At 67.9% G+C, this 26,295-nt stretch carries 21 protein-coding genes; 3 read left to right on the forward strand and 18 right to left on the reverse strand.

From position 1 onward, the window contains the following. The 5 genes from HWX87_RS35570 to HWX87_RS35590 all read right to left on the reverse strand — a co-directional run. On the reverse strand, positions 1 to 143 hold a 143-nt coding region (locus HWX87_RS35570), incomplete at its 3' end, for an acyl-CoA dehydrogenase N-terminal domain-containing protein (protein WP_148096333.1). 477 nt (positions 144 to 620) lie between these two features. Further along, positions 621 to 2,036, reverse strand: a complete 1,416-nt coding sequence (pntB, locus tag HWX87_RS35575) for a Re/Si-specific NAD(P)(+) transhydrogenase subunit beta (protein WP_176051500.1) — start codon at positions 2,034 to 2,036, stop codon at positions 621 to 623. Between the two features lie 13 nt (positions 2,037 to 2,049). Continuing rightward, the gene (locus HWX87_RS35580; protein ID WP_176051501.1) at positions 2,050 to 3,648 is read right to left on the reverse strand and encodes a Re/Si-specific NAD(P)(+) transhydrogenase subunit alpha; all 1,599 of its coding nucleotides are present in this window, start codon (positions 3,646 to 3,648) and stop codon (positions 2,050 to 2,052) included. Positions 3,649 to 3,807: 159 nt separating this feature from the next. Next, positions 3,808 to 4,935: an AraC family transcriptional regulator gene (locus HWX87_RS35585; RefSeq protein WP_176051502.1), complete on the reverse strand. Its 1,128-nt coding sequence runs from the start codon at positions 4,933 to 4,935 to the stop codon at positions 3,808 to 3,810. 39 nt (positions 4,936 to 4,974) lie between these two features. After that, complete coding sequence (locus tag HWX87_RS35590) at positions 4,975 to 6,609, reverse strand: AMP-binding protein (RefSeq protein ID WP_176051503.1); 1,635 nt, start codon at positions 6,607 to 6,609, stop codon at positions 4,975 to 4,977. A 308-nt stretch (positions 6,610 to 6,917) separates the two neighbouring features. On the opposite strand from HWX87_RS35590, the gene HWX87_RS35595 reads away from it, so the two are divergent. From HWX87_RS35595 to HWX87_RS35605, 3 genes are all read left to right on the forward strand, one after another. Next, on the forward strand, positions 6,918 to 7,709 hold the full coding sequence (locus tag HWX87_RS35595) for an HAD-IIB family hydrolase (RefSeq protein WP_176051504.1): 792 nt from the start codon (positions 6,918 to 6,920) through the stop codon (positions 7,707 to 7,709). 331 nt (positions 7,710 to 8,040) lie between these two features. Beyond that, positions 8,041 to 8,496, forward strand: a complete 456-nt coding sequence (locus HWX87_RS35600; protein WP_176051505.1) for a carboxymuconolactone decarboxylase family protein — start codon at positions 8,041 to 8,043, stop codon at positions 8,494 to 8,496. Between the two features lie 129 nt (positions 8,497 to 8,625). After that, complete coding sequence (locus tag HWX87_RS35605; RefSeq protein WP_176051506.1) at positions 8,626 to 9,726, forward strand: AraC family transcriptional regulator; 1,101 nt, start codon at positions 8,626 to 8,628, stop codon at positions 9,724 to 9,726. Between the two features lie 41 nt (positions 9,727 to 9,767). Here the strand turns inward: HWX87_RS35605 and HWX87_RS35610 are convergent, their stop codons facing one another. From HWX87_RS35610 to HWX87_RS35665, 13 genes are all read right to left on the reverse strand, one after another. Then, entirely contained in the window at positions 9,768 to 11,258 is a 1,491-nt protein-coding gene (locus tag HWX87_RS35610) for a HAMP domain-containing sensor histidine kinase (protein WP_176051507.1), read from the reverse strand. Next, entirely contained in the window at positions 11,258 to 11,977 is a 720-nt protein-coding gene (locus tag HWX87_RS35615) for a response regulator transcription factor (protein WP_124457109.1), read from the reverse strand. The genes HWX87_RS35610 and HWX87_RS35615 overlap by 1 nt, the downstream gene beginning before the upstream one ends. A 230-nt stretch (positions 11,978 to 12,207) precedes the next feature. Beyond that, the gene (locus tag HWX87_RS35620) at positions 12,208 to 13,044 is read right to left on the reverse strand and encodes an IclR family transcriptional regulator (protein ID WP_244137824.1); all 837 of its coding nucleotides are present in this window, start codon (positions 13,042 to 13,044) and stop codon (positions 12,208 to 12,210) included. Between the two features lie 109 nt (positions 13,045 to 13,153). After that, on the reverse strand, positions 13,154 to 13,480 hold the full coding sequence (locus HWX87_RS35625; RefSeq protein ID WP_176051509.1) for an H-NS histone family protein: 327 nt from the start codon (positions 13,478 to 13,480) through the stop codon (positions 13,154 to 13,156). A gap of 90 nt (positions 13,481 to 13,570) precedes the next feature. Further along, positions 13,571 to 14,866, reverse strand: coding sequence for a polysaccharide pyruvyl transferase family protein (locus HWX87_RS38170; protein ID WP_244137825.1), 1,296 nt, complete (start codon positions 14,864 to 14,866; stop codon positions 13,571 to 13,573). 45 nt (positions 14,867 to 14,911) lie between these two features. Next, positions 14,912 to 16,129, reverse strand: coding sequence for a glycosyltransferase family 4 protein (locus HWX87_RS38175; protein ID WP_244137826.1), 1,218 nt, complete (start codon positions 16,127 to 16,129; stop codon positions 14,912 to 14,914). Further along, a complete protein-coding gene (locus HWX87_RS35635) occupies positions 16,126 to 18,498 on the reverse strand; it encodes a DUF4838 domain-containing protein (protein ID WP_176051510.1) in 2,373 nt (790 codons plus the stop codon). The genes HWX87_RS38175 and HWX87_RS35635 overlap by 4 nt, the downstream gene beginning before the upstream one ends. Next, positions 18,495 to 19,325, reverse strand: a complete 831-nt coding sequence (locus HWX87_RS35640; protein WP_176051511.1) for a glycosyltransferase family 2 protein — start codon at positions 19,323 to 19,325, stop codon at positions 18,495 to 18,497. Before HWX87_RS35640 ends, HWX87_RS35635 begins: the two co-directional genes overlap by 4 nt. Before the next feature lie 67 nt (positions 19,326 to 19,392). Next, complete coding sequence (locus HWX87_RS35645; RefSeq protein ID WP_176051512.1) at positions 19,393 to 20,463, reverse strand: glycosyltransferase family 1 protein; 1,071 nt, start codon at positions 20,461 to 20,463, stop codon at positions 19,393 to 19,395. Positions 20,464 to 20,466: 3 nt separating this feature from the next. After that, positions 20,467 to 21,303 carry a glycosyltransferase family 2 protein gene (locus HWX87_RS35650; RefSeq protein ID WP_176051513.1) on the reverse strand — a complete coding sequence of 279 codons (837 nt, stop codon included), beginning with the start codon at positions 21,301 to 21,303 and terminating at the stop codon, positions 20,467 to 20,469. Further along, positions 21,300 to 22,526, reverse strand: a complete 1,227-nt coding sequence (locus tag HWX87_RS35655; RefSeq protein ID WP_244137827.1) for a hypothetical protein — start codon at positions 22,524 to 22,526, stop codon at positions 21,300 to 21,302. Before HWX87_RS35655 ends, HWX87_RS35650 begins: the two co-directional genes overlap by 4 nt. Beyond that, positions 22,523 to 24,052: a lipopolysaccharide biosynthesis protein gene (locus tag HWX87_RS35660; RefSeq protein WP_176051514.1), complete on the reverse strand. Its 1,530-nt coding sequence runs from the start codon at positions 24,050 to 24,052 to the stop codon at positions 22,523 to 22,525. The genes HWX87_RS35655 and HWX87_RS35660 overlap by 4 nt, the downstream gene beginning before the upstream one ends. Continuing rightward, positions 24,036 to 26,267, reverse strand: a complete 2,232-nt coding sequence (locus HWX87_RS35665; protein WP_176051515.1) for a polysaccharide biosynthesis tyrosine autokinase — start codon at positions 26,265 to 26,267, stop codon at positions 24,036 to 24,038. Before HWX87_RS35665 ends, HWX87_RS35660 begins: the two co-directional genes overlap by 17 nt. Positions 26,268 to 26,295 lie beyond the last annotated feature (28 nt).

Genomic DNA, 26,295 nt, shown 5'->3' on the forward strand with positions numbered 1-26,295 from the left:
CAGAACTTCGCGGACTCGTCGAGCACGGCCTGCGCCGTGTCGTAACCGGCATCCTCGAAACCCGGCAACTGCGCAACGGCGTCGATGCCCGCGAGTTCCTTCAGCACGAACAGCATGTCCTTGACGGGGGCGTTATAGCTCATGGTCGATGTTCCAATCAGGCGGTGAATGAGGCGCGCCAGGGGGTGGATTCGGCAGAACCGGCCCGACCCGGGGCGACGTGATGACCCATCGTAATGCCGCGGTCGCCGATTCCCATTGTCATATCCGGCCCACATAGTGACAAAATCGGCCACGGAATTTTCAGCCTTTGCCGGGAACGGCCGGCCAGACGGGGGTTCGGCCGGATCGGGTTTGGCGGATTCAACGCGCAATCGACGTGCCCGCGTCCGGCCCCGATGCCGCGGAGCCGGCCCGGGCGGCAATGGGAGCCGGTTATGGGAACCGCTGGCGGGCGCCGGCAACGGGAACGCGTCGACACCGGCAGCCACGCCACGCGCCGCGCCGCGCACATGTGCATCGGCCCGCCATGCATCACCGATGCGTGGCGGGCCGACGGTATGCCGGGGCCATGTGCTTGCGGAACGGACCTGCGGCCCGCTCCGGTCGCGTGGCCGCGCTCAGGAGGCTTTCAGCATGCCGAAGACCTCGCTCAGCATCGACTTCGCGTCGCCGAACAACATGCGGTTGTTGTCCTTGTAGAACAGCGGATTGTCGACGCCCGCATAGCCCGAAGCCATGCTGCGCTTCATCACGATCGACGTCTTCGCCTTCCACACCTCCAGCACCGGCATGCCGGCGATCGGGCTCGTCGGGTCGTCCTGCGCCGCCGGGTTCACGATGTCGTTCGCGCCGATCACCATCGACACGTCGGCCTCGGGGAAGTCGCCGTTGATCTCGTCCATTTCGAGCACGATGTCGTACGGCACCTTCGCTTCGGCCAGCAGCACGTTCATGTGGCCCGGCATGCGGCCCGCGACCGGGTGAATCGCGAAACGCACGTCGACGCCCTTTTCGCGCAGCAGCTTCGTCAGCTCGAACACCGTGTGCTGGGCCTGCGCCACCGCCATCCCATAGCCGGGTACGATGATCACGCGCTTCGCCTCGCGCAGCAGCTCGGCCGTTTCCGCCGCGCTCACCGCGACCGCCTCGCCGGCCGGCTGCGCGCCGCCGCCGGCGGCCGCCGGCGCGCCTGCGCCGCTGCCGAAGCCGCCCGCGATCACGCTGATGAAGTTGCGGTTCATCGCGCGGCACATGATGTACGACAGGATCGCACCGGACGAGCCGACCAGCGCGCCGATCACGATCAGCAGGTCGTTGCCGAGCATGAAGCCGGTGGCCGCCGCCGCCCAGCCCGAGTAGCTGTTGAGCATCGACACCACGACCGGCATGTCCGCCCCGCCGATCGCCATCACCATGTGCACGCCGAACAGCAGCGAGATCACCGTCATCACGACGAGCGGCAGCATGCCGTCCTGGATGCTTTCCGCGTGCAGGAACGCGCGGCCGAAGTAGATCACGATCAGCAGCGCGGCCAGGTTCATCCAGTGCCGCGCCGGCAGCAGCAGCGGCTTGCCGCCGATCTTGCCCGACAGCTTGCCGAACGCGATGATCGAGCCCGCGAAGGTAATCGCGCCGATCAGGATGCCGACGTAGATTTCCACTTCGTGGATGGCCTTCTCGGCGCCCGTGAGCTGCAGCGACGTGTCGATGTAGCTCGCGAAGCCGACCAGGCAGGCTGCGAGACCGACCAGGCTGTGCATCAGCGCGACCAGTTCCGGCATCTGCGTCATCTGCACCTTCTTCGCGGCGTACAGGCCGACGGCGCCGCCGACGACCAGCGCGGCGACCACGTACGGAATGCCCGCGGCCGACACGCGCGGCCCGGCCACGGTGGCCAGCACCGCGATCAGCATGCCGATCATGCCGAGCAGGTTGCCGCGGCGTGCCGTTTCAGGGTTGGCCAGCCCGCCGAGGCTGAGGATGAAGAGGATCGCGGCGCCGATATAGGAGACGGTAGTCAGGTTTGAAGTCATTGTTGTCGTCCCCTTATTTGCGGAACATCGCCAGCATGCGTCGCGTGACCGCGAAGCCGCCGAACATGTTGACGGCCGTGAGCGTCAGCGCGCCCACCGCCAGGCCGAGGATCAGCCCGGACGGGCGATCGCCCGCGTTGGCCAGTTCGCCGAGGGGCGGCGCGACCTGCACGAGCGCGCCGATCGCGATGATCGACGAGATCGCGTTGGTCACGCTCATCAGCGGCGTATGCAGCGACGGCGTGACGTTCCAGATCACCATGTAGCCGACGAAGCACGCGAGCACGAACACCGTGAAGTGCGACAGGAAGCTCGCCGGCGCGAATTGGCCGACGAACAGGAAAGCCAGCGCGCCGACCGCGAACACGATCGCGAGCGCCTTGGCCGACATCGGCTCGCCGCTATGGCCGTGGCCCTTGGACTTCGCGGGCGCGGCCGCGGCGGGCGCCGCCTGGGGCTTGGGCGCGACGACCGCCTGCTTGACCGGCGGCGGCGGCCACGTGACGTTGCCTTCCTTGATGACGGTCAGGCCGCGGATCGCGTCGTCGTCGAAGTCGACGTTGATCGTGCCGTCCTTGCCCTTGCACAGCTCCTCGACCACGCGCAGCAGGTTCGTCGCATAGAGCGTGGACGACTGCCGCGACAGGCGCGACGCGAGATCCGTGTAGCCGACGATCGTCACGCCGTGGCGCACGACGGCCTCGCCGGGCACCGTGAGTTCGCAGTTGCCGCCCTGTTCGGCGGCCATGTCGACGATCACGCTGCCGGGCTTCATCGACTGCACCATCTCGGCCGTGATCAGCTTCGGCGCGGGCTTGCCGGGGATCAGCGCGGTCGTGATGATGATGTCGGCATCCTTGGCCTGCTGCGCGTACATCGCGCGCTGCGCCTGCTGGAAGCCTTCGCTCATCACCTTCGCGTAGCCGCCGCCGCCCGAGCCTTCCTCCTCGTAGTCGACCTTGACGAACTCGCCGCCCAGCGACTTGACCTGATCGGCCACTTCCGCACGCGTGTCGTTCGCACGCACGATCGCGCCGAGGCTGGCGGCCGTGCCGATCGCGGCGAGGCCGGCCACGCCGGCACCGGCGATGAAGACCTTGGCCGGCGGAATCTTGCCGGCCGCCGTGACCTGGCCGTTCAGGAAACGCCCGAATGCGTGCGCGGCCTCGATTACCGCACGGTAGCCGCTGATGCTGGCCATCGACGTGAGCGCGTCCATCTTCTGCGCGCGCGACAGCGTGCGCGGCAGCGAATCGATCGCCAGCACGGTGGCCCGCCTGGCGGCCAGCTGCTCCATCAGTTCGGGGTTCTGCGCCGGCCAGACGAAGCCGATCAGCGTGCCGCCCTCGCGCATCAACGCGACTTCGTCGCCGGTCGGCGGGCGCACCTTGAACACGATGTCGCTGCCGGACCAGAGGTCGGCCGCCGATGCGGCAACGGTTGCGCCGGCCGCACGGTAGGCGTCGTCATCAAAGTTCGCGCCGGCACCGGCGCCGCTTTGGACGGCGACCGAAAACCCCAGCTTGATCAGCTTCTCGACCACTTCGGGGACGGTCGCTACGCGCCGTTCGCCGGTGGCTGTCTCCAGAGGAATCCCAATCTGTAATGTCATATTATGAAAGATGGGTGATGGCCATCGCAAAGCGCTCGGGCCGGTGCGTCAAGTTACCAGAATCATGTGGATGTTTCGAAATCAGCGTGCGACCCGCGCCGGAATTCCCGACGCGAGCCGGATACGGGAACGGGCCGCGCACGCCGGCCTCCCCGCGTACTACACCTGCCGCCGGTAAGTCCCCGGCGTACTCCCCGTCCAGTGCCGGAACGCGCGATGAAACGCGCTCGGGTCATCGAAGCCGATATCGGCGCCGATCGCCGCGATCGTGTCGGGCGTGTCCGTCAGCCGCTGGATCGCGATGTCGCGCCGCAGCTCGTCCTTCAGTACCTGGAACGTCGTTCCTTCGGCCGCAAGGTGCCGGCTCAGCGTGCGTACCGAACAATGCAGGTGCTCGGCCGCCTGGTCGATCACGGGCAGGTCGGGCAGCGCCGCCGACAGGTACTGCCGCACGCGATGGCACACGAGCTGCTCGCTGAACGATTCGAAGATCCAGTCGCCCGGCGCGCGCGCGAGAAACTTGCGCAGGTTGCGCTTGCTCTGCCGGATCGGCGCGTCGAGGTAGTCGGCGCTGAAGCGCATCAGCGTGCGCTCGCAGTCGAACTTCACCGAGCCGGTGAAGAAGTACAGGTGCTCGACCGCATGGCGCGGCCGCGGGCACGCGAACTCGATCTGCAACAGCGGGATCTTTTGCCCGATCAGCCAGGAACACACGCCGTGCACGAGCTTGAGCATCAGCTCCTGGCCGAGCGCGCCGATCGGGCCGATCGCGTCGTTCGGGCGCAGCAGCACCTGCGCGACGAGACCGTCGCGCTTCGATTCGACGAAGAAATCGTCGAGCAGGATATGGAAGAATTGCCCGAAACGATGCAGCGTCGTTTCGAGGTTGCGCGCATCGAGCAGGCTCAGGCACAGATACTTCAGCGTGCCGCCACGCAACGGGCGCGAGAAGATGCCGGGCATCTCGTCGTCGAGATCGATCGCGAGCGTGCGGTACAGCGTCGAGAACTGCTCCTCCGTCACGCGCGCATGCGGCTCGCCGAGCAGCTCGATCGGGATGCCCGCGCCGCGCAGGTAGCGTTCGACCACATCGCGCTGCGCGCCCGCACTCGCGAGAAAACCGTTGACGAGCGAAATCGGCACCGTCGCGCTCGGCGACGGCAGCGCATGCCCTGCCCGGGCGGCAAGTGAGTCTGAACCGGTCATCGCGTCCCCGTCGGTCGAACCGCTCGCATTGTACTTGAGCGGCCCGCGCGGCCCTTTCGGCACGTTCGGGGCCTTCGCCATGCCGGGCCGCGCCCGCGGCCGTGCGGAACGTCGCGGCCATCAGTCGGTGCGGCTCAGTTCCCGCCGCAGGATCTTGCCGACCGTCGACTTCGGCAGCCGGTCGACGAAGCGGACGATCTTCGGCACCTTGTACGCCGCCAGGCTCGCGCGGCAATGCTCGACGAGTTGTTCCTCGTTCACGCCGGCATCCGGCGCGAGCACCACGAACAGCTTGACGGCCTCGCCCGTGCGCGGATCCGGCACGCCGATGCACGCGCATTCGGCGACGCCCGGCAGCGCGGTCGCGACGGCTTCCACCTCGTTCGGATACACGTTGAAGCCCGACACGATGATCATGTCCTTCTTGCGGTCGACGATCCGCAGGAAGCCGGCCGCGTCGAACACGCCGACGTCGCCGGTACGGAAATAACCGTCCGCCGTGAACGCGGCCGCGTTCGCGTCCGGCTTCTGCCAGTAACCGCCCATCACCTGCGGCCCCTTCACGCAGATCTCGCCCGCCTCGCCGATCGCCGCCTCGCGATCCTGGTCGTCGAGCAGCTTCACGTCGGTCGACGGCAGCGGCAGGCCCGTGGTGCCCGTGAACGCGTCGATCGACTGCGGGTTGAACGATACGACCGGCGACGTTTCCGACAACCCGTAGCCCTCGCGGATGAAATTGCCCGTCACGGCCTTCCAGCGCGACGAGATCACGTCGATCACCGCCGCGCCGCCGCCCGCCGACAGCTTCAGCCGCGACCAGTCGACTTCCTTCAGGCGCGGATGGCCGGCGAGCCCTGCGTACAGCGTGTTCACGCCGACGAACACCGTCGGCCGCGCAGCCTTCAGCACGTCGATGAACCCGTCCATGTCGCGCGGGTTCGCGACGAGCCAGTTCTGCGCGCCGATCGCGAAGTAGGACAGGAAGTTCACCGTCAGCGCGAAGATGTGATACAGCGGGATCGCCGTGACGACGACCTCCTCGCCCGGCTCGCGAGCCGCCGGCACGATCGCCGCGAACTGTTCGATGTTCGCGACGAGGTTGCGGTGCGACAGCGCCGCGCCCTTCGACAGGCCGGTCGTGCCGCCCGTGTATTGCAGCAGCAGCAGGTCCGCGCCGCCGAGCGCGACCGGCTCGCACGCGAGCGATTCGCCCGCGGCAAGCGCGTCCGCGAGCGGGATCGAGCCGGGCGGCAGTGCGTCGCACGTGCCGGCCGGCGCATCGACGACGCCGAGATCGCCGCGCCCCACGCTCAGCACGGTGCGCACGCGCGTGCCGCCAACCACGTCGGCGAACGTGCCCATCGAGCCGCCGCAGACGACGGCCACCTCGACGCCCGCGTCGTTGAGCTGATGCTCGAGCTCGCGCGCGGTGTAGTGCGGGTTGACGTTGACCTGGATGGCGCCGATCTTCGCAACGGCGACGAACACGACCGGAAACGCGAGCACGTTGGGCAGCATCACGGCCACGCGATCGCCCTTGCGCACGCCGACGACCTGCTGCAGATACGCGGCCAGCGTGGTCGACAGGCGGTCGACATCGGCATAGGTGAGCGTACGTCCGTACGCATGGAACGCCGGGCGATCGGCGAAGCGGCGCATCGCGTCGTCCAGCAGCGCGCTTACGGATGGATGGCGATCGGCATCGATCTCGGCGGGGATCGAGCCATACGACCCGGTCCAGTGTCTCTTCGTCATGTCTCGCTCCTAGGCTCGGGGGACGGTGCGCGCGCAGCGCACCGTTCGCACGGCGGCCTGCACGCCGGAAGGACGCGGGCCGTCGCCTGATCGGCGACTATCGCCCGCGCGACGCGCTTTGCAAATGATCCGGGCGGCCGAAAAGATGATCGAAACGGACACGCGGGCGGGCGCGCTTGTCCAGACAACTTCATTTGCAACGGCGGGCAGCCGCATATTCCGCAGCGCGGATTGCAAAGCATCAAGCGGCATGGCACGGCCCGCCGCCCTTCTTCATAATCGACGATCGTCATTCATTCGTCGAGAAGATGCAGCCCCTTTCCCTGGCCCCCGCCGACACCTTCTCGTCCGTTCGATTCGTGCTGACCGACATGGACGAGACGCTGACCCATCGGGGCCGCCTGGCCGCGCAAACCTATGCGGCACTCGAGCGGCTGCAGGCGCACGGCATCCGCGTGATTCCCGTGACTGCCGCACCGGCCGGCTGGTGCGACCAGATGGCGCGCATGTGGCCGGTCGACGGCGTGATCGCGGAGAACGGCGGACTCTTCATCCGGCGCAGCCCGGACGGGCACGGCGCCGAACGCCGATACTGGCATGCGGACGACGCGCTCGACGGCGCGCGCGACGCACGCCGGCGTATCGCGCAGCATGTGGCGAAGGCCGTACCTGCCGCACGCCACGCGGACGACCAGGACTTCAGGCTGACGTCGCTCGCATACGCTCGCACCGGCTCCGGCCAGGACGACCGGATACGCGACGCGCTGGTCGCGGCCGGCGCAGATGCGACCATCAATAACCTGTGGATCATCGGCTGGGTCGGCGGATACGACAAGCTGTCGATGTCGCTGCGCGTGCTGTCGGACGCCTACGGCGTCGACGCCGACGAAGCGCCGGCGTGCGTCGCGTATTCCGGCGATTCCACGAACGACGCGCCGATGTTCGGCTATTTCACGCACACGGCCGGCGTGAGCACCGTGGTCGACTATCTGCAGCAGTTGCCCGTGCTGCCGAGATGGATCACGCAAGGCCCCGGCGGCAGCGGATTCGTCGAGTTCGCCGACGCGATCCTGCGTGCTCGCGCGGACGACCAGGGCTGACCGGCCCGGCGGTCCGACTATCGCGATATCGGCATGGACAACATACGGGATCGGGCGATTCCTGCCGCCGGTCGCGCCTGATACGATCGCTTCGCTTCCGGTTCGCCACGGCCGAGCGCACCGCGCCACGCCGCCGATGAAGCCGGCACATACGCATCCGCACAACGGCTTCTGCGTACGCCATAGCCTGCCCCGGCCGGTCGATCCCGCAGCCTTTTGATCAGGATGACTTCACACCTGCCGCCGACCGCGGCGACGTGCGATGCCGGAGCAAGAGACACGACACATCCAACCAACGATCCTATCCCGCTCCATCAAGAGGCCTGCCGCCATGCCAGAACGCATCTCGTTTGGACAACTTCCCGCCCGGCTGCTCGACGTCGTGCTCAACGTCGAGGAATACGCGAACCACACCGGACACGACTTCAAGCTCGTCGAACTGGTGCGTGCACGCGTGTCGCAACTGAACGGCTGCGCGTATTGTCTCGACCGTCACATCAAGGAAGGCATCCACGCAGGCGAGAATCCGCTGCGCTACAACCTGCTGCCCGTGTGGCACGAGACACCCGACCTGTACAGCCCGAAGGAACAGGCCGCGCTGCGCTGGGCCGAAGCGCTCACGCTGATCAGCGAGAACACGATCGACGACGCGCTCGTCGCCGCGACGCGCGAACACTTCGATCGCGACGAACTGGCGACGCTCACGCTGATCGTCGCGCAGATCAACACGTGGAACCGGCTCGCCAAGCCATTCGCGTGGCAGGCCGGCGTGTTTCAGGCTGGTTGACGCAGGACGGGGCCGGGCGCGCCGGGTAGCACCGGCGCGTGCATCAGGGTGAACCCTGTAGCGCACGGGACCGTTCCCGCGCAGAATTGCGTGCCGTAAACGATATCGAATCGGACGCAGGATCCCGTCATGCCGCGCAGTGCGCTCTTGAACCCGACGGCCGCCCGCGCAGCCCGCCTGCCGGACGCCGCCCCCACCCACGCGTTGCGCGAGCAGCGCTTCACGCCGGCCAAGCTGGCCGTGCTGCTCGACGTCGCGGCGCAGGCCGGCCTCGACCCGGCCACGGTGCTCGACGGCACCGGCCTCACGCCGGCCGACGTCGCGGATCCGTTCACGCTCACGTCGCCGCTGCAGTTCCTGACAGCCGCGCGCCAGGCAATCGGCCAGTACGACGGCACCGATCTCGGCGTGCGCGTCGGCCGCCGGCTGCACGCGTCGAGCTACGGAATGTACGGCTACGCGATGCTGTGCTCGGAATCGCTCGCGCACGCGTTCGATTCGGCCGTCAAGTATCACCGGCTCGCGAACGGCATGCTCGCGATCCGCTGGGTCGAACAGGGCGACACCGCTTCGTGGCTGTTTCCGGACCGGCACGAAGTCGGGCTGCCCGATCTCGACGAGCCGCTGTACCGTTTCCTGATCGACATGCAGTTCGCGCTGCACGTGACGATCATCAAGGACGTGATGGGCGCGTGGTGCGTGCCGGCGCGCGCGCAGTTCGCCCAGCCGGAGCCGCCGCACGCGGCATCGCTGGCCGACGCGCTCGAATGCCCGATCGCGTTCGACCAGCCGCATCATGTGCTCAGCTATCCGGCCGCGTGGCTCACGCGCGCGCCGCAGCTCGCGAACCCGATCACCGCCGCGCAGGTGTCGTCACACTGCGCGAGCCTGCTCGAGGAGTTGCGCAGCCAGGCCGGCGTCACGCGGCGCGTGTACCAGGAACTCACGCGCACGCCCGGCCAGTTTCCCGACATCGATGCGATCGCGGACAGCCTGTGCATCACGTCGCGCACGCTGCGCCGCAAGCTCGAAGCCGAAGGCACGTCGTACAGCGAGCTGCTGACGAGCGTGCGCAAGGCGCTCGCGATCGACTACCTCAGCACGACCACGCTCAGCACCGAGGACATCGCGCTGACACTCGGCTTCAGCGATGCCGTCGGCTTCCGTCACGCGTTCAAGCGCTGGACCGGCACGACGCCGAGCGACGTGCGGCGCAAGCGCGGCGGATAAGCGCGGCGGATAAGCGCGGCGGATGCCTCCACCGACGGCGGTCAGCGCGCGTCGCCGGCCGGCGGCGACGCGACCGCCAGCGCAAACTCGAACACCGCGCCGCGCCCGGCCCGATCGACGAGCCGGATGCCGCTGCCGTTGAGCGCGAGCATCCGGTGCACGATCAGCAGGCCGAGACCGCCGCTCGTCACCGTGCCGCCGCTCATCGGCCGCTGCGGCCGCTGGAACAGCCCTTCGCGCCGCGCGGCCGGAATCCCTTCGCCGGTATCGGCCACGGTCACGACCACGCGGTCGCCCTGCGGCTCCAGCGCAACCTCGATCTCGCCGTGCGACGGCGTGTGCCGCAGCGCGTTGTCGAGCAGGTTGGTCAGCACGCGCTCGATCATCCCGAGATCGGCCGACACGACCGGCACGCGCGGCGGAATCCGTGCATGCAGCGCGACGCCGCGCGCCTGCGCGGTCAGCTCGAATTTCTGGAACACGTCCTGCACGAGATCGACGAGCGAGAACGGCTCGCGCTCGGCCTGCACGCCGCCCGATTCGAGCCGCGCAAGCTCGAACAGCGCCTGCGCGAGCCGGCCGACCTTCGCGCTCTGCGCGAGCGCGATCGACAGGTAGCGCCGCCGCTCGGGTTCGGCGAGCGTATCGGCCTTCAGCGACAGCGTTTCCAGATAGCCGTGCAGCGAGGTCAGTGGCGTGCGCAGGTCGTGCGAGATGTTCGTGATCAGTTCGCGCCGCTGCTGGTCCTGGCGCGTCAGCGCGCGCCACTGGTCGCCGATCCGGTCGGCCATCTGCGCGAACGCGGATTCGAGCACCACGATGTCGTCGCCGCGCGGGCCCGGCGAGCGCGGCACCGGCGGCTGCGTGTCGGGCGCGCCGTTCGCGTCGAAACCGCGCATCGCGTCGGTCAGCCGGCGCAACGGACGCGTGATGAAGCTGAACGCGGTGAGGCCCGCGAGCAGGCCGAGCAGCGCGACGAGCGCCATCGACCACAGCGTCGTGCGCAGTACGTTGCCGGCATCGACGCGTGCGGCGAGCCGGTCGTGCGCCTCGCCGAGCAGCACCACGTAGATGTAGCCCGACGGCGGCTGCCCCGCGCGCTGCAGCGGCGCGGCGCTGAACACCTTGCGTGCGTCCGGGCTGCGCGGGTCGTCGCCGAGGATCGGCAGCGGCCGGCCCCCGATGAATTGCTGCACGGGCGCGAGGTCGATGCGGTCGCGCTTCACGTGGCCGGGCGGCGCATCGTCGCCCTTGATGCGACCGGCATTGTCGAGCAGGTACACCTCGACGCTCGGGTTCACGCCCATCAGCTGGCTGAACAGCGTGCGCACGGCGTCCGGGCGCAGCCCGTTCGCGTCCATCAGCGGCGCGCTGTTGGCGATGTTGGCGGCCAGGTCGCGCGACAACGCCTGCACGACTTCCTTTTCACGCATGTCGTTCGCGCGGATCTGCAGCCATGCGGATGCGCCGGAGCACGCGAGCAACAGGATCGAGAATACGATCGACAGCCGCTGGGTGAGCGTGAGCTTCATCATGCGTCCCGCTGGCCCGGCGCGGCGAGCTTGTAGCCGCGTCCCCATACGGTGAGGATCCGTACGGGCTCGGCGGGATCGACCTCGATCTTCGCGCGCAGCCGGTTGATGTGGGTGTTGACCGTGTGCTCGTAGCCTTCGTGCTGGTAGCCCCACACCGCATTGAGCAGGTCCATCCGCGAGAACACCTTGCCCGGGTGCCGCGCGAAGAAATACAGCAGGTCGAATTCGCGCGGCGTGAGGTCGATGCGCGCGCCGTCGACGCTTGCCTCGCGCGCGATCGGATCGATCGCGAGCCCCTCGACGTCGAGCGTGCCTGCGTCGATCCGCGAATCGCGTGCGAGCGCATCGACGCGCCGCAGCAGCGCCTTCACGCGCGCGACGAGTTCGAGCACCGAGAACGGCTTCGCCAGGTAGTCGTCGGCGCCGAGTTCGAGACCGAGGATCCGGTGTACCTCGCTCGAGCGCGCGCTCGTGATGATGATCGGCGTGTAGCGCGTCATCGCGCGGGCGCGCCGGCAGATTTCGAGGCCGTCGACACCCGGCAGCATCAGGTCGAGGATCAGCGCATCCCAGCCGCCCTGTTCGAGCAGGCGCAGCCCTTCGGCGCCGTCCGCGCTGTGCACGACTTCATAGCGCTCGTCGCGCAGGTGCAGGCTCAGCACGTCGGCGATGTCGGCGTCGTCCTCGACGATCAGGATGCGTTTCGGTTGGTCCATGGCGGTGGGCGGCGGCACGTCGAAGCCGGGTTCGATAACGGTTGTCGGCGGGCGATCGGTCGCCCGGGTCGAATCGCGGCGGAAAGCCGCGCTGCCGTCATTGTGCAAAATTTTGCGGCGGGGAGTGATCACATTTCGTTTATCTTTGGATCACGATCGCGCTGCAAGCCCATGCCCGCAAGGGTTTACGCTCTGGCCCCTTAAACTCCTCCCGTCGTCCGGACGCCCTCTCAAGCGCACGCCGCGCCACGCGCCGGCAAGTCGACGACCGATTGCATGAATCGTTGATCGACCGTCGCGGCGATGCGCTGGGCCGTTTCGTACAACGCCGCGCCGATCTGCCTGACCGACATCCCGCCCGCTTCTCCCGACAGCGCCAGGTACGGACACGCGAGGATCGCGATGGCCGAACCCGACTTGTCGATGATCGGCGTCGCGATATCCGTGATGCCGGGAATGCGCTCGTTGGGGCGGCAGAGATAACCGTCGACCAGATGGGATGGCAACGCGTCGTCGCGAGGCGACGGATTGCGCAACCCGACATCCTGTCCGCTGGCCCGCGACAAACCGGCTCGTACTTCCTCGTCCTGAAAAGTCAGGTACATCTCGCCAGCCGCGCTGCCTTGCAGCGGCACACGCGTCCCGACGCGAACCGCGATGTTCCATTCCGTTTCGGCGCCGGCCGTTGCGATGACGATCATCGTGTCGCCGTCGAATACCGTCAGGTAACACGACTGGACAGTCTGCAATGCGAACTGTTGCAGCAGCGGCGTGACGAGCGCACCCAGCGATCGCGTCGGCGCATGATGCTGCCCGAGAAAATAGAGCTTCATGGTCAACGCGTACCGGTCGTAGCGATCCACCCGGTAGATGTAGCCACGCTCCTCGAGCACCTGCATCATTCGGTACAGCTCGCTTCGGCTGCGCTTCAACGCGCGGCAGATGTCCGCCTGCGCCATGCCGTACTGGCGATCGATGAGCAGTTCGAGAATATCGAGGCCTTTCTCGAGCGCCGGGGCGCGATAGCTGGTCTTTCTCTTGGGTCCCGGGCTGTCGGGAGGATCCACCGGGTCCGTATCGGGATTCCGCATATGCCACATTGCCTCTGGAATTCAGCTCATTCTCGCCACGCCGGCATGACCTGCGTCGCATCCGGACGCCTGCGCCGACCGGCCATCAACTTGCCTCCGGCCACCATGGCCGAGGTGTTTCCCGAATCAGGTAGTCGTCGAGGTTCTTGCCGGCCAGCCACCGGGGCCGTGCGCCCTTCCCCGACCATGAGCGGCCCGTGTTCGGGTCGTAGTATTTCGCCGGCGCCTTTTGTGGCCGCGCCTTGATGAAGCCGGCCGCGCGCAGCAGTTCGATTTCGGTGATGCTGAATTGCCGGACGTACTCGGCAATCTCCTTGAGCCGGGCCTGCTTCTCCTTATGCCGGACTTCTTCGACGATCAGGTTCAGTTGACCCAGTTGCTGTTGCAGTTCGCGAATGGTGGGGCTTTTCATTTGACACATTCAGGGGAGACTCGACAGGTTACCGTTCGACCGCGCGACACCGCGCGGCGTCGAATTCGGGAAAAAGGGCGGAACGCCCGCTCACGAAGGCTGGATCGCATGGATCACGCCGCGCAGGTTCCTGCACGACGCCTCCCTGACGCGCGGCAGCGCGGCATGCACCTGGTCGCGCAGTTGCGGAAGCTCCGCCACGAAACGGTCGAGCACCACCGCCAGGCGCGTCGCGCGCATCGCATCATCGGGTTTCATCAGGAAGGTGTCCGGCAGCCCGAAATGACTGAAAAGCCCCTGGAACTTGTCCTGATAGGTCAGCGCCGCGACAGGCACGCCCATGCCGAGACTGGCGATCGCGAGATGCATGCGTCCGGTCACCACGCCGTCGACCTGCCCCGAAATGGCCTTCAGCTCGGCCGCCGACATTCGGGCGCGCGGGTACCACAGCCGGTCGCCCATCGTCGCGGTCAATGCGTCGTGCAGCGGCTCGAGACAGGTATCGTCGCCGTCGCGACCGCGATAGTCGTGAGACAGCAGGACGACACTGACGCGATGCTGCCCAGCGAGCCCACGAAGCGCCTCCTGCGCCGACGCGACGAGCGCGGCGATATCCGCGTCGCTGGCCTGGCGGATCAGCATCGGGTGCAGGTTGAATGCGATCACGATGTCGCCGGCCGCACGTCGCGATTCGACCCACGACGCCGTACGCCTCACGCAATCCGACGCGTCGTCCGGCTGCAGCATGAATGCGGCATCCGCCACGAGCTCGGCGGGCGTTGAACTGAAACGCCTGAATCGGTCGAGCGACACGCCGTCGCGCACATTGACCAGCAACCGCGCATCGATTTGATCGAATGCATGCCTCAGTTGCCGGTACGGCCGGCGGTTGAAGCTGAAGCCGAGAATCGTGCCGGCCACGCCGCGCCTGACCAGCAGGTCCGCCGTCGCCAGCAGCCGCAGCGACGTCATTGGCGAGTAGTAACCGTCCATCACGTCGGCGCCGATGACGACCACCGCGCTGGGCCGCAATGCGGCAAGTCGTTCGACGGTATCCATCAGGCGCCACGGCTCGCGCCATGCGTCGACCGCCTGAAAGCCGAGCCGGGTCGCGGCGTCCGCCGCCTCAGGCGTGGCCGTGACGACCGACACCTTCAACGCGCCGTTGGCAAGGCGCAACCGCTCGACGACCGCGCGCAGCATCGCCTCGTCGCCTTTCGAGCCGACCAGCGTCCACGGATCGCACGGCAAGACCAGCAGATGGCCGCCGGGCTCGGCAGCGTTGTCCGCGGCACGCCCGGCGGCCTCGCGTCGCCATTGCCTGGTCAGTCGCGTGACATACAGCCACACGCGCAGCCGCTGCTTTAGATCGGCCAGTTTCGACATGTTCGATTCCCCAGTGTGGTTCGATGATTTCGGTGGATGCATCCGTCACGCGTGCGCCGCGACCGGCCGCCGCCGAAGCGTCTCGCGCAGGACGCCCAGTTGCGTTTCGTGCCAGGCCAGCGCGGCATCGCGCGCCGCCGCCCCCTGCGCGACACGCTGCGCGCGGTCCGTCGCGAGCCGGACGACCGCATCCGAAAAGCCTCGTGGATCACCATCCCGCACGACGGTCACACCGCGCAGGTCGTGTTCGCCGAGGCCGCGCGCGCCGGTCCGCGTGCTGACAATCGGCACGCCGAGCGCCATGCTCTCGAGCAGCTTGATGTTGATGCCGGTACCGAGCAGCATCGGATTGATCGAGATCGGCGCGATCGCGAACGCGTCACCCAGCTCGGCGACGATGCCGCGCTTGACGATGTGCGGCCCGTCGGGCACGGCCGCCGCGATCGTGCCGGCGAGATGCAGGCGAAACGCCGGCAACCGGGCCACGACGTGCGGCAGGATCTCGTCGACGAAGTACTTCACGGCATCGCGATTCGGCTGGTTGTCGCTGCCGAGAAAGGTCGCATCGGCATGCCCGGCGCAGTCCACCTGCGGCGGAAACGCGAGCAGGTGACTCAGGACCGCGACCGACGGTGTGTCGCCGCCACCAAGGCGCGCCGCCAGTACGTCGCCTTCCTCGGCCTGGATGGCCAGCGCGACGTGCGCACGACGCAATCCGTCGCATTCCCGCTCCGGCGGAATCGAGAACATGTAGCGCTTCGCACCGGGGCGGCCGATAAACGGCACGTGCCGGTCCGCGAAGATGTCGTGCGTGTCGATGACCTTCACGACCGTATCGGGAAACGCATCGAGCGCACGCGAATAGAACACGTACTCGACGAACACGGCATCGAATGCATGGCGGTGCTGCAGCGCGCGCAACTGCCCGGAGAAGCTGTCGCTGAACAGCTCGTCGAGCCCGGTGTAATACGCATGCCGGCTGCCGGCCGCTTTCGCGGCGAGTCGGCGCACGAGCCACGCGACTCGCTTGAGTCGATAGCGCGCCAGCGCCGGTCCCGCACGACGCAATACCGACACGCGGTCGGCGCCGAACTCCTCGCGATGCGCATCGAGATCCATGCCGCCCGTCTGGCGCGACTCGAGATAGACGAAATGCACGTCGCAGCCGAGCGATCTCACCGCTCGCGCGAGATTCAGGACGCGACTGCGGTTGCCGGCATTGACGGGAAACAGCGGAATGGGCGAAACGATGGCGACTTTCATGAGGCGTTTCCTTTGGGCGGAACGGGCGCCGGCATGCCGTCCGGCGCACGGTGACGAATGGCGACGAAAGCACCCACGCGCACGGACTGTCCGCGCGCGAAGCCGACACCGTGGACATAGATGCCTTTCTCGTGATCGGCGTCGTATGCGAACGGGCCTCCCGGCACGGGCAGCCACTGGAATTGCGCGTCGCCGAGCGTGCGCGCCGGCGTATCAGTGTGCAGCGTCATCGGCGGGTAGGCGCCGACCCGCACAGCGGCCGCACCCGCCCCGCCGCCTTCCGGCATGCGCACCGATGCGTAGAGGTCCCAGCGCCCGTCGCGCGGCAGCTTGTCGAGCTTGAGCTGGATCGCCCACGCACCCGAATCGCCGCGAATCGCGATCGCCGCGCCGTCGAGCGAACCCGGGTCGGCCACCATGCGCGCGCTGTCGTAGAGGTTCACGCGCGACGCATCGATCGCGCGCCAGTCACCGTCGGCAAGACCCGCCACGAGCGGCGGAGCAACGACGGGATGCCGGTCGATATCGAGCAACGCGCCGAGTGCCGCGAGATTGCCGCTTTGCCGATACAGGCGGATGCCCGCGGCCGCGATCGCCGCGTCGAGACGGACGCGGCGCGCGCCGACATCGAGATCCCAGCCGTCCTTCGCGGCGCGCGCCGCGTAGCGGTCGCGCAGTGCGAGGATCACGAAATCGAGCGGCACGCGCGCCTGGCGCACACGCGCGCTGCGCACGGCATCCCCGTCGACGGCACGGGCAGCCGCGTCGAAATCGCGTTCCGACTCGCGAACGAAGTCGTACGTGTACATCGACATGCCGACCGGCGTCTGCTCGGCAAGCACTTCGCCGCTCGCGCGCAGCGCCGCGTGCATGCGGTCGATGTAGCGCATGACGGCCGGGGCAGCCGCGCCGTAATAGGCGTCGCAATATTCGCGGACGAGCGTGCGCGGGTCCGCCGTCGGCGTCCAGAGCATCCGTGCGATCAGCCACACGCGCAGGCTCGAGAATTCGCCGCCATGCGACTGCCAGTCGCCTTCCGCGAAGTAGCCGTCGACGTTCGGCAACGTGGCGAGCCACGCGATGCTGCGGCCGACCGGATAAAGATTCGGTGTCGGCTGCAGGTAGCCGCCGAAGTTCACGACGTGATCCCATACGGTGATGTGTCGCGCGATCACGTTCCATCGCTTCAGGCCGTCGCGCAGCCGTGCGTTGCGGTCCTCGTTCAGCGCAACGCTGTAGTCGACCTGGATCGTCATCGGGTACACGCGAACGTGATCCGGAACCCGCATGCCGTCTGGCGGCATGAAACCCCAGTGATAGGCCGGCATCGCGAAACGCGCGCCGGGCACCGCGTCCCGGACCTGCGCCGACACGTCCCGCACCATGTCGAGAAACGCCGCCGACAGCGCCCCGCCGTGCGCATCGGCAAACGCGCGGCTGGCCGCGTCCGGGTCCCAGCCCCAGTCCATGTCGCGGATGCCGAACCAGATGCGGTCCGGATCGGGGAGACGCTTCAGGCGCTTCACGATCTCGGCGGCCATGGTAGCGCGGACGTCGGCCGACATCATCGCGAGTTGCCCGCCCGCATACCAGGACGGGTGGGCGGCCGAGTAGCGGTCGTGTGGCACGAGCGTCCAGAAGTCGGCGTCGCCGTCCCGCGCGAGCCAGCTGCGATCCCACATATCGATCCCGGGCGGGGACGCGCGATACGACGTGCCGTGCGACTCGCCGTTCAGCAGGTTGTGCGCGCGGAATACCTTGTCCTCGCCTTCCGCACTCAGCACCTCGCGGTATGCAAAGCGCGGAACCTGCCGGACAGATGTCGCGTCGACGCGCAGCTCGGCCTGCCGGGGCACTTCGGTCGCATCGGGCGCGAGCCACTTCACGCCGAGCTTGCGGTCGAGCCACCAGTACGCGCCGAACAGCGTGCCGCGCGGCGTTTCGCCGGCGATGACGAGGTCGGTACCGGCGTGGCAGATGACGAAGCCGTCGCTGCCGAGCCCCGCCGCGCTCACCGACCCGCATCGCTGCGCCGCGTGTTCGCCACCGACGACGATGGCCGGCGCGTGGCCCTGGCCGTCGTCCGACACGGCGAACGACGCGCCGCTGATCCGTGACAGGTAGTCGACAATCTCGTCCGCCGCATGGCGCGTGACGGCGTCCGCCGCACCGGCGCGCACGCCGAAGCGCGCGACGCCGCCCTGCGCGAGCAGCACGCTCGATGCCGATACCGGCACGCGCCCGCTGCCCGCATGCGCGTCGCGCGCCGGCGGCACGGGCTGCGCGCCGTTCGCGCCATGTGCGACCAGCGCGCACAGTACTGCGGCCACGGCACGCAGGACAAAGCGATACGGCGGAATCTGCGTCATTGCCGGGCGATCCGCGAAACGCCGGGCGGCAACGACAGCGGCACGTGGAACTTGCGGTAGAACCGCCACAGGCTGCGCAGATGATGCCGTCCCGCACGCGAGACGGGGCTCGCTGCCGACTGTCGCTGATGCTCGTGCACGAGCGTGACGCCCGGCATGCCGAGCACGCGATAGCCGGCCAGCCAGGTCCGCGCGCACAGATCGACGTCCTCCATGTAGAGGAAATACGATTCGTCCATGCCGCCGAGCGACTCGAACAGGTCGCGTCGCACCACGAACCCCGTTCCCATCACCCATTCGGCATCGAACGGATTGCCGCACGACCATGCATCGATCATCAGGTGTTGGTCCATCCGCGCGCGAAAGCGGTTCGAGCGGCCGAGCGCGGTGCGGCGCGCAAGGATGTCGAGCCAGCTGTAGAACCGTCGTGCCGAATACTGCCGCCGGCCGTCGGGATACTGCAGGTCAAGCCCGACGAGCCCGGCCTCCGGGCGCGTGTCGAACAATTCCAGCACCCTGGCCAGCCCGTTCTCGCTGAAAAGCGTATCGGGATTGACTACCAGCACGTAGTCGCGCCGGCAGGCGGCCATGCCGAAATTCACACCCGAGCCAAAGCCGCGATTGCATGCGGCATGCAACAGCCTCACGCCGCGCGGCAGTTCACGTCGCAACCGTGCATACGAGTCGTCCGGCGACGCATTCTCGACGACGACGATATCGTCGGCGAGCGCGACGCGTAACGACGTCAATGACGCCACGCATCGTATCGTCAGGTCGGGCGTGCCGTAATTGACGACGATGACGCTGATTCTTCCTTCGGTTTCCATCGTGATACCCCGCGCCGTGGTTGATTGTGTCGGCCGGTTTTCCCGGCTCTGCTGATTGACGTGCGCGTCATGCCGACGCGCCGACCTGCTCGACGAGCTGCCAGAACTTGCTCGCCGATGTGTTCCAGTCGAACCGGCGGATCTGCTCACGGCCCCGCGCGACGAGCGCGTCCCGCGATGCGGCCTCCGTGCCGAGCCGGCGCATCGCGACCGCGATGTCAACGACCGACAGCGGATCGACGAGCATCGCGGCGGCGCCCGCCACTTCCGGCATCGCCGACACGATCGACGTCAGCACGGGTACGTCGGACGCCATCGCTTCGAGGATCGGCAGGCCAAATCCTTCGTACTGCGACACGAATGCGACAAATAGTGCGCCCCGGTATAGCTTCGGCATCGCGTCGTTCGGCAGTACCCCCGCGAACACGAGCCCGTCGGCGCATCGGTGCTGCGCGGCATGCGCAAGCAGCGCCGGGTCGGGTTCGCCGGTCAGCATCAGGCGCACGCCGAGCGGCAACAGGCCGCTCGCGCCGAACGCCTCGATCAGCCGGTGCAGGTTCTTGTAGTTGCGCCGGTTGCCCGGATACAGCACGTACGGAAACGGATAGCCGAGCGTGTCGCGGTTGCGCCGGTACGCATCGTCGGTACCGTTGTGGATCACGTGAACGCGCTCCGGCGGCATGCCCGACCAGCGCAGGAACTCGTCGCGCGTGAACTCGGACACGCAGACGATCGCCGTGCACCGCCGGTACAACGGCCGGAGGACCGTGTCGTAGTAGAAGCGATGCGCGCGCGTGTAGAAGTGGCGATGCGTGAGGTCGTGCACGACGACGACCGACGGGAAGTCAGGCAACGTGGCCGGTACGAACCCGGGATTCCAGAACACCGCGTTGCGGGCCGGCAGCCGCCGCAGCGCCCGGCTCAATGCCAGCGGCGACAACGGGTGCGCAACACCGCCGCCGACCGTCAGCGGGGCGATGCGAACGCTCGACGGCGCACGCTCGGCGTAGGCCGCCATCACGTTGTAGATGCCGGTGCCGACCGGCCAGCGCGTGTCGGTGTAGACCGTCAGGGGTGCGCGCCCGGCGCGACCGGCGCGTGCGTCGATATCCGTCGACGGGGAGAGGATCGTGCTCATCGTTCAGTCCATCCAGCCGAGCAACCGATGCGACGCGGCGATCCAGTAGTACTTCGCACGCCGGGGATTGCGGCGCGCGCACGACAGCACGCAGCCGGCCACAGGCCGCGCGATCATGTAAAGGACGTACGCGAGCGGATAGCGATTGATGCGCAATACATGCCCGAACCCGCGGTTGTAGCGCCGTCCGCGCGCATAGGCGTGCTCGTCGAGCACGGCGAGCGGCTCGGGATGATGGACGCGCAGGTGCGGGTCGTAGTCGATCCGGCAGCCGGCCCGCAACGCGCGGACCAGAAAGTCCACCTCCTCCCCCGCGCCCCAGCGCGAGGTCGCACCGACGCCCAGGTCGACGTCGAACTGCCCTGCCGCGGTCACGGCAGTCCGGCGCAGGAAGATCGTGTACGACGTCGCGCACACCCACACGTTGAAACGGTTCACGGTCTGCGCCGACGTCGCCCATCGTCCTTGAGACGGCCGACCTGCGGCGTCGACGCTCATGCCCGTCACGCCGTCGATCATCCTGTCGGCCGACAGGCGCGCCGCGACCGCATGGAGCATTCCCGGCCGATACCAGCAGTCGTCGTCGGGAAAGCCGATCACGTCGCCCGTCACGGCTTTCAACCCGACGTTCGTCGCACGCGACTTGCCCTTCTCCGACCGCAGGTGGACGATCGTCAGCCGGTCGCGATACCGGTCGACGATCCGCTCGACGCGGTCGTCCGGATTCTGGTCGACGACGATGACTTCGAGGTCGGCATAGGCCTGCTGCAGCAGCGAGTCGAACATGCGCTCGATCTCGTCGCTACGGCCGAGCGTCGCCATGATGAGGGAGAATTTCATCGAATATGCCCGGACGGGAAAAAGGATCGGGGCCGCAAGATACGCGGCGCAGTGCGGGCTTTCCGGCGTGCCGCCCGGGGAGCGAAGGCGAACGACGCGAGAAAGCCGATGAACAGGTATGACGTTTCGCTCTGGTGCATCGGGTTGATCAGCGACCAGGCGGCGACCGGCGCCAGCATGACCATCGCGCGCCGGCCCTGGCCGAGACCGCCGAAGAACACCGCCCACGCGAGCAGTCCGATCGGGCCGGCGACCAGCATCAGGTCAAGCGGCGCGCAGAAGACGGCGCTCGTGCCCTCGCCGAGCCCGCGGACGGCGACAGCCGAGTGCGAGAAGTAGTGTTCGACGAAGCCGAAGCCGTGACCGATCCAGTCGCGGCCGACCAGCTTGATCGATTCCGTGAAGGCCAGCCCGCGCTCCTGCTGCAACCGGACCTGCAACTGGTCGCCGGTCAGTTCGCGCGTGAACATGTACAGATAGAACCCGGCCCCGGCGGCCATCGTCAGCACTTTCGCGAAGAAGTAGCCGCGCACCTGGAACAGGATCACGATCGCGCATGCGATCAGCACCGTCTTCGATTCGCTCAGCAGCGTCACGACCAGCGCAAGCACCACGAACTTCACGACGTCGGGAATGCGGCGCGGCGACTGCAGGAAACATGCGTACGCAGTCAGGAAGAAGAACGCGGCAAACCAGTTCCGCTCCTTGAACGACCCGTGAATCGCGTTCTGCATGAAATCGACTTTCTCGTACAGCACCGGGACGTCGAAGTACTGCAGCGCATATTGGAACGCCAGGAATCCCGCGATCGCGACATAGCCGAACGGCAGCGGCCGCTGGCGCGCCCGAGCGCCGTAGTAGCGGCCAATCAGATAGAACGTCGGCATCACGAACACGAATTTCACGATCTGCTCGGCCGCCTTGAAGTGCGGATAGCCGGACAGGAACGTCGTCGACAGCGCGGCGCCGACGAACAGCGTGAAGGTCCAGATTTCCCATGCGCCGACGGGGATCCGGCGCCGCACCAGCAGCACCGGCAGCACGAGCACCGCGAACAGCTGGCCGAGCTGCGCGCCGCCGATCTTCAGGAACTGGATCGAGCTCAGCAGCAGCAGTACTAGCAGCACGGCGTCCGCGAGATCGAAGCGGGCATGCGGCCCGATCGCCGCCGCACCCGACGACGACGCGCGCGGCCGCGGAACCTGCCGGACGAGGCCGTTCATGCCGCGTTCCTCGCATCGCGCAACGCGACCAGCATCGACACGGTCTGCCGCGCGGCCTGACGACGCAGCATCCAGGTCGCGCCGGCATACGCGGCGACGAAACAGACGATCAGCAACGGCAACCGGACCATGACCGGCATGCCGCCGAGGTGCGCGCCGAGTTGCGAGACAAGCAGCGCGCAGCCGAGCGCGATCAGATAAGGCGGCACGAGCCGGCCCAGCAGGCGGCCGGGATCGACCGACAGCTCGACGACGATGGCGCCGAAGCTGAGCGGCGTGATGAACAGCACGGCACCGACGTACAGCCACGCCAGCCCGGCGACGTCGTGCGACGGCAGGCACAGCATCGCGCCCAACACCAGCACGAGCTTGACGACCGTCAGCCACATCGTGACGTTGGGGCGGCCGCGTGCCGACAGGAAGGCGCCATTGACGAACTGGACCGTCTGGATCGCGCCGAGCGCCATCAGCGGCGTCATGATCGCGGCGCTGTCGGCCCAGCGCGCGCCGAACAGCACAACGGTGATGTCGCGGCTCAACACGGCCATCAGCACGAACAGCGGCGCCGCGGCCATCGCAGCCAGCCCCGTGACGTCGAGGTAGGTGGCCGCCATTTTCCCGGCGTCGTGCGCGACGCGCGACAGCACTGCGAGCGCGACGTCAGTCGCGGCGCGGCACAGCAGTTCCAGCGCCGTCTGGTAGAGCCGCGCGCCGATCGCGTAGATGCCCAGCCCGGCCGCGCCGTACAGCGCGACGACGATCAGGTCCACGGTGCGCGTCGCCCACCAGTCGATCAGCCGCGACGCGACGACGTGGCCGCCGAAGCGCGCGATGGGCCAGAAGGTCGACGCGTCGCGCCGGCCGCGCGGACGCCAGACCGGTCTGCGCCAGAGCCAGAGCGCGGACATTGTCATGAAAGTCGCCGCCTGCGCGATCAGGCTCCACGCACCGGCGCCCGAAACCGCCAGTGCGATCGCCACGGCGCCGGCAACGCTCACCGAAACGAGTTGACGCATCGCCAGCGTGCGGAAGTCCAGTCGCCGCTTGTACAGCCCTTCCTGGAACGAACTCGCCGAACCGATCGGGACGAACACGCAGGCGACCCGCAAATACGGTGCGAGGCCCGGTACGCCCAGCCAGGTCTCGACGTGCCCGGCCAGCGCGAACAGCACGGCCGCGAGCACGACGGCCATCGCGATCGAAAACACGAACGGCCATTCGAGATCGTCGTCGTGGAGCGTCGCGCGCTGCACCACCGCGTCGCCCAGACCACCCTCGGCGATCATCAGGACCAGCGACAGCGACAGCGTGACGGCCGCCGCGAGCCCGACGTCGGAGGGGCCGAGCCAGCGCGCGACCAGCAGGTACGTGACGAGCGTGACGAGCTTGCCGCCCCATGCCTGCACCAGCGCCCACGCCAGGCTGCGCACGGTGCGCGCACCGAGTCGCTCGCCGCCGGACGACGCACGGTCGTTCGCGGCGCGCAGCGCGAGGTCGCGGATCGCGGGCTCAGTGCTCGGTTTCATACGCGTATTTCCCTTCGCCATACGCGCCGTAGACGGCCTGGCGCCGCGGCACGTCGTTCAGCACGACGCCGCTGATCGCGATGCCAGCGTTGCGCAGGCGGCGCTCCGCCTCACGGATCTCCGGCATCGAACTGCGGCCGTGCCGCACGCACAGCAGGGTCGTCGCGCCATGGCGGCCGATGGTCGCCGCGTCGTGCAGCGCGAGGATCGGTGCCGTATCGACGATGACGATGTCGTAGAGCCGCGACGCCGTGTCGAGCAGCACCTTGAAACGGCCGTCGTTGAACAGCTCCGACGTGCGTGCAACCGCACCGCGCGCCAGCACGTCGACGCCGGCGATCGCCGAGCGCTGGACGCCGCGCTCAAGCGCTCCGCTCGCGATCGCGTCGGGCAGGCCCGGCGCCGGCTGCAACCCGAAGTGACGGTGTGCCTGGCCGCGGCGGATATCCGCGTCGATCAGCAGCACGCGCTTGCCGCCCGACGCGAACAGCGAGGCCAGGTTCGCGCAGAGGAACGATTTGCCCGCATTGGGCTGCGGGCTCGTGACCATGATCACGTGGTGCCCCGACTCGGACATCGTGAACTGCAGCGTCGTGCGCAGGCTTCGGATCGCGTCGACGGTCACATCCTCGGGAATTTCCGATGCGAGCACGTGCGCGCCCTGCATCGCACGTTGCTGGCTTCGCACGAGACGCCGCTGCTCGCGGCTGTGCGGGACCACCGCATACACCGGCACGCCCAGCGCCTGCTCGAGATGCTCGGAATGTTCGACACGCCCCCACACCGCCCGCTGTGCGAACGGGGCGGCCACGCCAAGGGCGATCCCGAGACACAGCGACAGCGCGACCAGCAGCAGGCGCTTGGGCTTGACCGGCTTCACCGGCAGGACCGGCTCGTCGACGGCCCGCACGTTGCCGATCTCGCTTTGCTTGGCGATCTTGAGCTGCTGTGCGGTGTTCAACAGGTTGGTGTAGAGCTCGGTGTTGACGCGCACGTCGCGCAACACCGCGAGCCCTTCCCGCTCCGTGCTCGGCAATCTCGCTTCGAGCGCCTTCAGTTCCTGCGCCTTGCCCGCCAGTTCCGCCAGGTTGGCGTCGAGGGCCTGCACGGCCGGATGGCCGTCGGCGAATCGCGCGATCAGGTCGACGCGCTTCTGCTTGAGTTCGAGCGTGCGCGTCTCGATGTCCACTTCCTGGCCGAGCAGCAGCTTGCCCTGTTCGTCGAGATCGACCGTTCGCGTACGCGAACGAAACTCCGCGTACCGCTCCTCGGCATCCTTCAGCGTCTTCTCGACCGTCGGCATGCTGGCCTCGAGCGATTTCAGCGTCGCGGCGGCTTCCTCGCTGCGGTAATCCCGGTTCTGCGCGACATAGCCGTCGACCACGGCTTTCAGGATCTCGCGAATGCGCTCCTTGTCGTCGCCCTCGAGCGTGACGGACAGGATGCCCGATTGCTTGGCCTTTTCCTCGACGGTCAGATCGTCCTGGAGCTGCGACACCGCCTCGAGCTGCGGGATGCGCTTGAGCCGAAGTACCGTACCCGGGCGCGCCTGGAGATCGGCGACCAGCAGCGTCAGCGGCTGCCCCTTGAACTCCCCGTGCGCCGGCACGCCGACCGCGCCCTTCAGCACGACGTCGTCATCCTCATTCCGGAGCACGTAGCGACCGCCGCCTTCGGCGGTCACGGTGAACCAGAGCCCGTCCAGCACGTCGATGCCGTCGTGGCTCTTCTTGCCGACCGTTTCGAACGTGACGACGTTGAACCGCTCGCCGCCCCATGCAAATCGCGACAACCCCCACAGCGGCGGCGCCACGCCGTCGTCGCGGTAGCGACGTGCGACCCAGCGGCCGATCAGCGGGAAATAGCGCGGTTCGGCGATGACGTTGAGATGCTGCTTCGACACCACCTGGTCGATCACCATGCGCGCGCGCACGAGTTCGAGTTCGGCGGCGGTCGTACTGCCGTTGTCGAGCAACGCCGCGATGTCGTGCAGCGGCGAATTGCCAGCCGCCGTCGATTCGTTGACCTGGATCGTCGCGTCGACGCGGTAGATCGGCGTCGCGAACACGACATACAGCAGCCCCAGCAGGAACACGCCGGCCGCGATGCCCAGCACCAACCGCCACCGCGCCAGCACGATGTCGACGTAGGACGAAAGGGGCGCCTCGTCGTACAACGCCGCGTCGTACAGCCGTGCTTCGGAAAGGTCTGTCATGGCAAATCCAGTGTCTATCGGGTTCCGG

The organism is Burkholderia sp. BCC1644, from assembly GCF_902833225.1.
Classification (GTDB): Bacteria; Pseudomonadota; Gammaproteobacteria; order Burkholderiales; family Burkholderiaceae; genus Burkholderia.

What these genes read in the sequence shown, in the direction of transcription:
- pntB (WP_176051500.1), bottom strand. Translation starts at nt 2,036, where the DNA reads ATGACTTCAAACCTGACTACCGTCTCCTATATCGGCGCCGCGATCCTC.
- HWX87_RS35580 (WP_176051501.1), bottom strand. Translation starts at nt 3,648, where the DNA reads ATGACATTACAGATTGGGATTCCTCTGGAGACAGCCACCGGCGAACGG.
- HWX87_RS35585 (WP_176051502.1), bottom strand. Translation starts at nt 4,935, where the DNA reads ATGGCGAAGGCCCCGAACGTGCCGAAAGGGCCGCGCGGGCCGCTCAAG.
- HWX87_RS35590 (WP_176051503.1), bottom strand. Translation starts at nt 6,609, where the DNA reads ATGACGAAGAGACACTGGACCGGGTCGTATGGCTCGATCCCCGCCGAG.
- HWX87_RS35595 (WP_176051504.1), top strand. Translation starts at nt 6,918, where the DNA reads ATGCAGCCCCTTTCCCTGGCCCCCGCCGACACCTTCTCGTCCGTTCGA.
- HWX87_RS35600 (WP_176051505.1), top strand. Translation starts at nt 8,041, where the DNA reads ATGCCAGAACGCATCTCGTTTGGACAACTTCCCGCCCGGCTGCTCGAC.
- HWX87_RS35605 (WP_176051506.1), top strand. Translation starts at nt 8,626, where the DNA reads ATGCCGCGCAGTGCGCTCTTGAACCCGACGGCCGCCCGCGCAGCCCGC.
- HWX87_RS35610 (WP_176051507.1), bottom strand. Translation starts at nt 11,258, where the DNA reads ATGAAGCTCACGCTCACCCAGCGGCTGTCGATCGTATTCTCGATCCTG.
- HWX87_RS35615 (WP_124457109.1), bottom strand. Translation starts at nt 11,977, where the DNA reads ATGGACCAACCGAAACGCATCCTGATCGTCGAGGACGACGCCGACATC.
- HWX87_RS35625 (WP_176051509.1), bottom strand. Translation starts at nt 13,480, where the DNA reads ATGAAAAGCCCCACCATTCGCGAACTGCAACAGCAACTGGGTCAACTG.
- HWX87_RS38170 (WP_244137825.1), bottom strand. Translation starts at nt 14,866, where the DNA reads ATGTCGAAACTGGCCGATCTAAAGCAGCGGCTGCGCGTGTGGCTGTAT.
- HWX87_RS38175 (WP_244137826.1), bottom strand. Translation starts at nt 16,129, where the DNA reads ATGAAAGTCGCCATCGTTTCGCCCATTCCGCTGTTTCCCGTCAATGCC.
- HWX87_RS35635 (WP_176051510.1), bottom strand. Translation starts at nt 18,498, where the DNA reads ATGACGCAGATTCCGCCGTATCGCTTTGTCCTGCGTGCCGTGGCCGCA.
- HWX87_RS35640 (WP_176051511.1), bottom strand. Translation starts at nt 19,325, where the DNA reads ATGGAAACCGAAGGAAGAATCAGCGTCATCGTCGTCAATTACGGCACG.
- HWX87_RS35645 (WP_176051512.1), bottom strand. Translation starts at nt 20,463, where the DNA reads ATGAGCACGATCCTCTCCCCGTCGACGGATATCGACGCACGCGCCGGT.
- HWX87_RS35650 (WP_176051513.1), bottom strand. Translation starts at nt 21,303, where the DNA reads ATGAAATTCTCCCTCATCATGGCGACGCTCGGCCGTAGCGACGAGATC.
- HWX87_RS35655 (WP_244137827.1), bottom strand. Translation starts at nt 22,526, where the DNA reads ATGAACGGCCTCGTCCGGCAGGTTCCGCGGCCGCGCGCGTCGTCGTCG.
- HWX87_RS35660 (WP_176051514.1), bottom strand. Translation starts at nt 24,052, where the DNA reads ATGAAACCGAGCACTGAGCCCGCGATCCGCGACCTCGCGCTGCGCGCC.
- HWX87_RS35665 (WP_176051515.1), bottom strand. Translation starts at nt 26,267, where the DNA reads ATGACAGACCTTTCCGAAGCACGGCTGTACGACGCGGCGTTGTACGAC.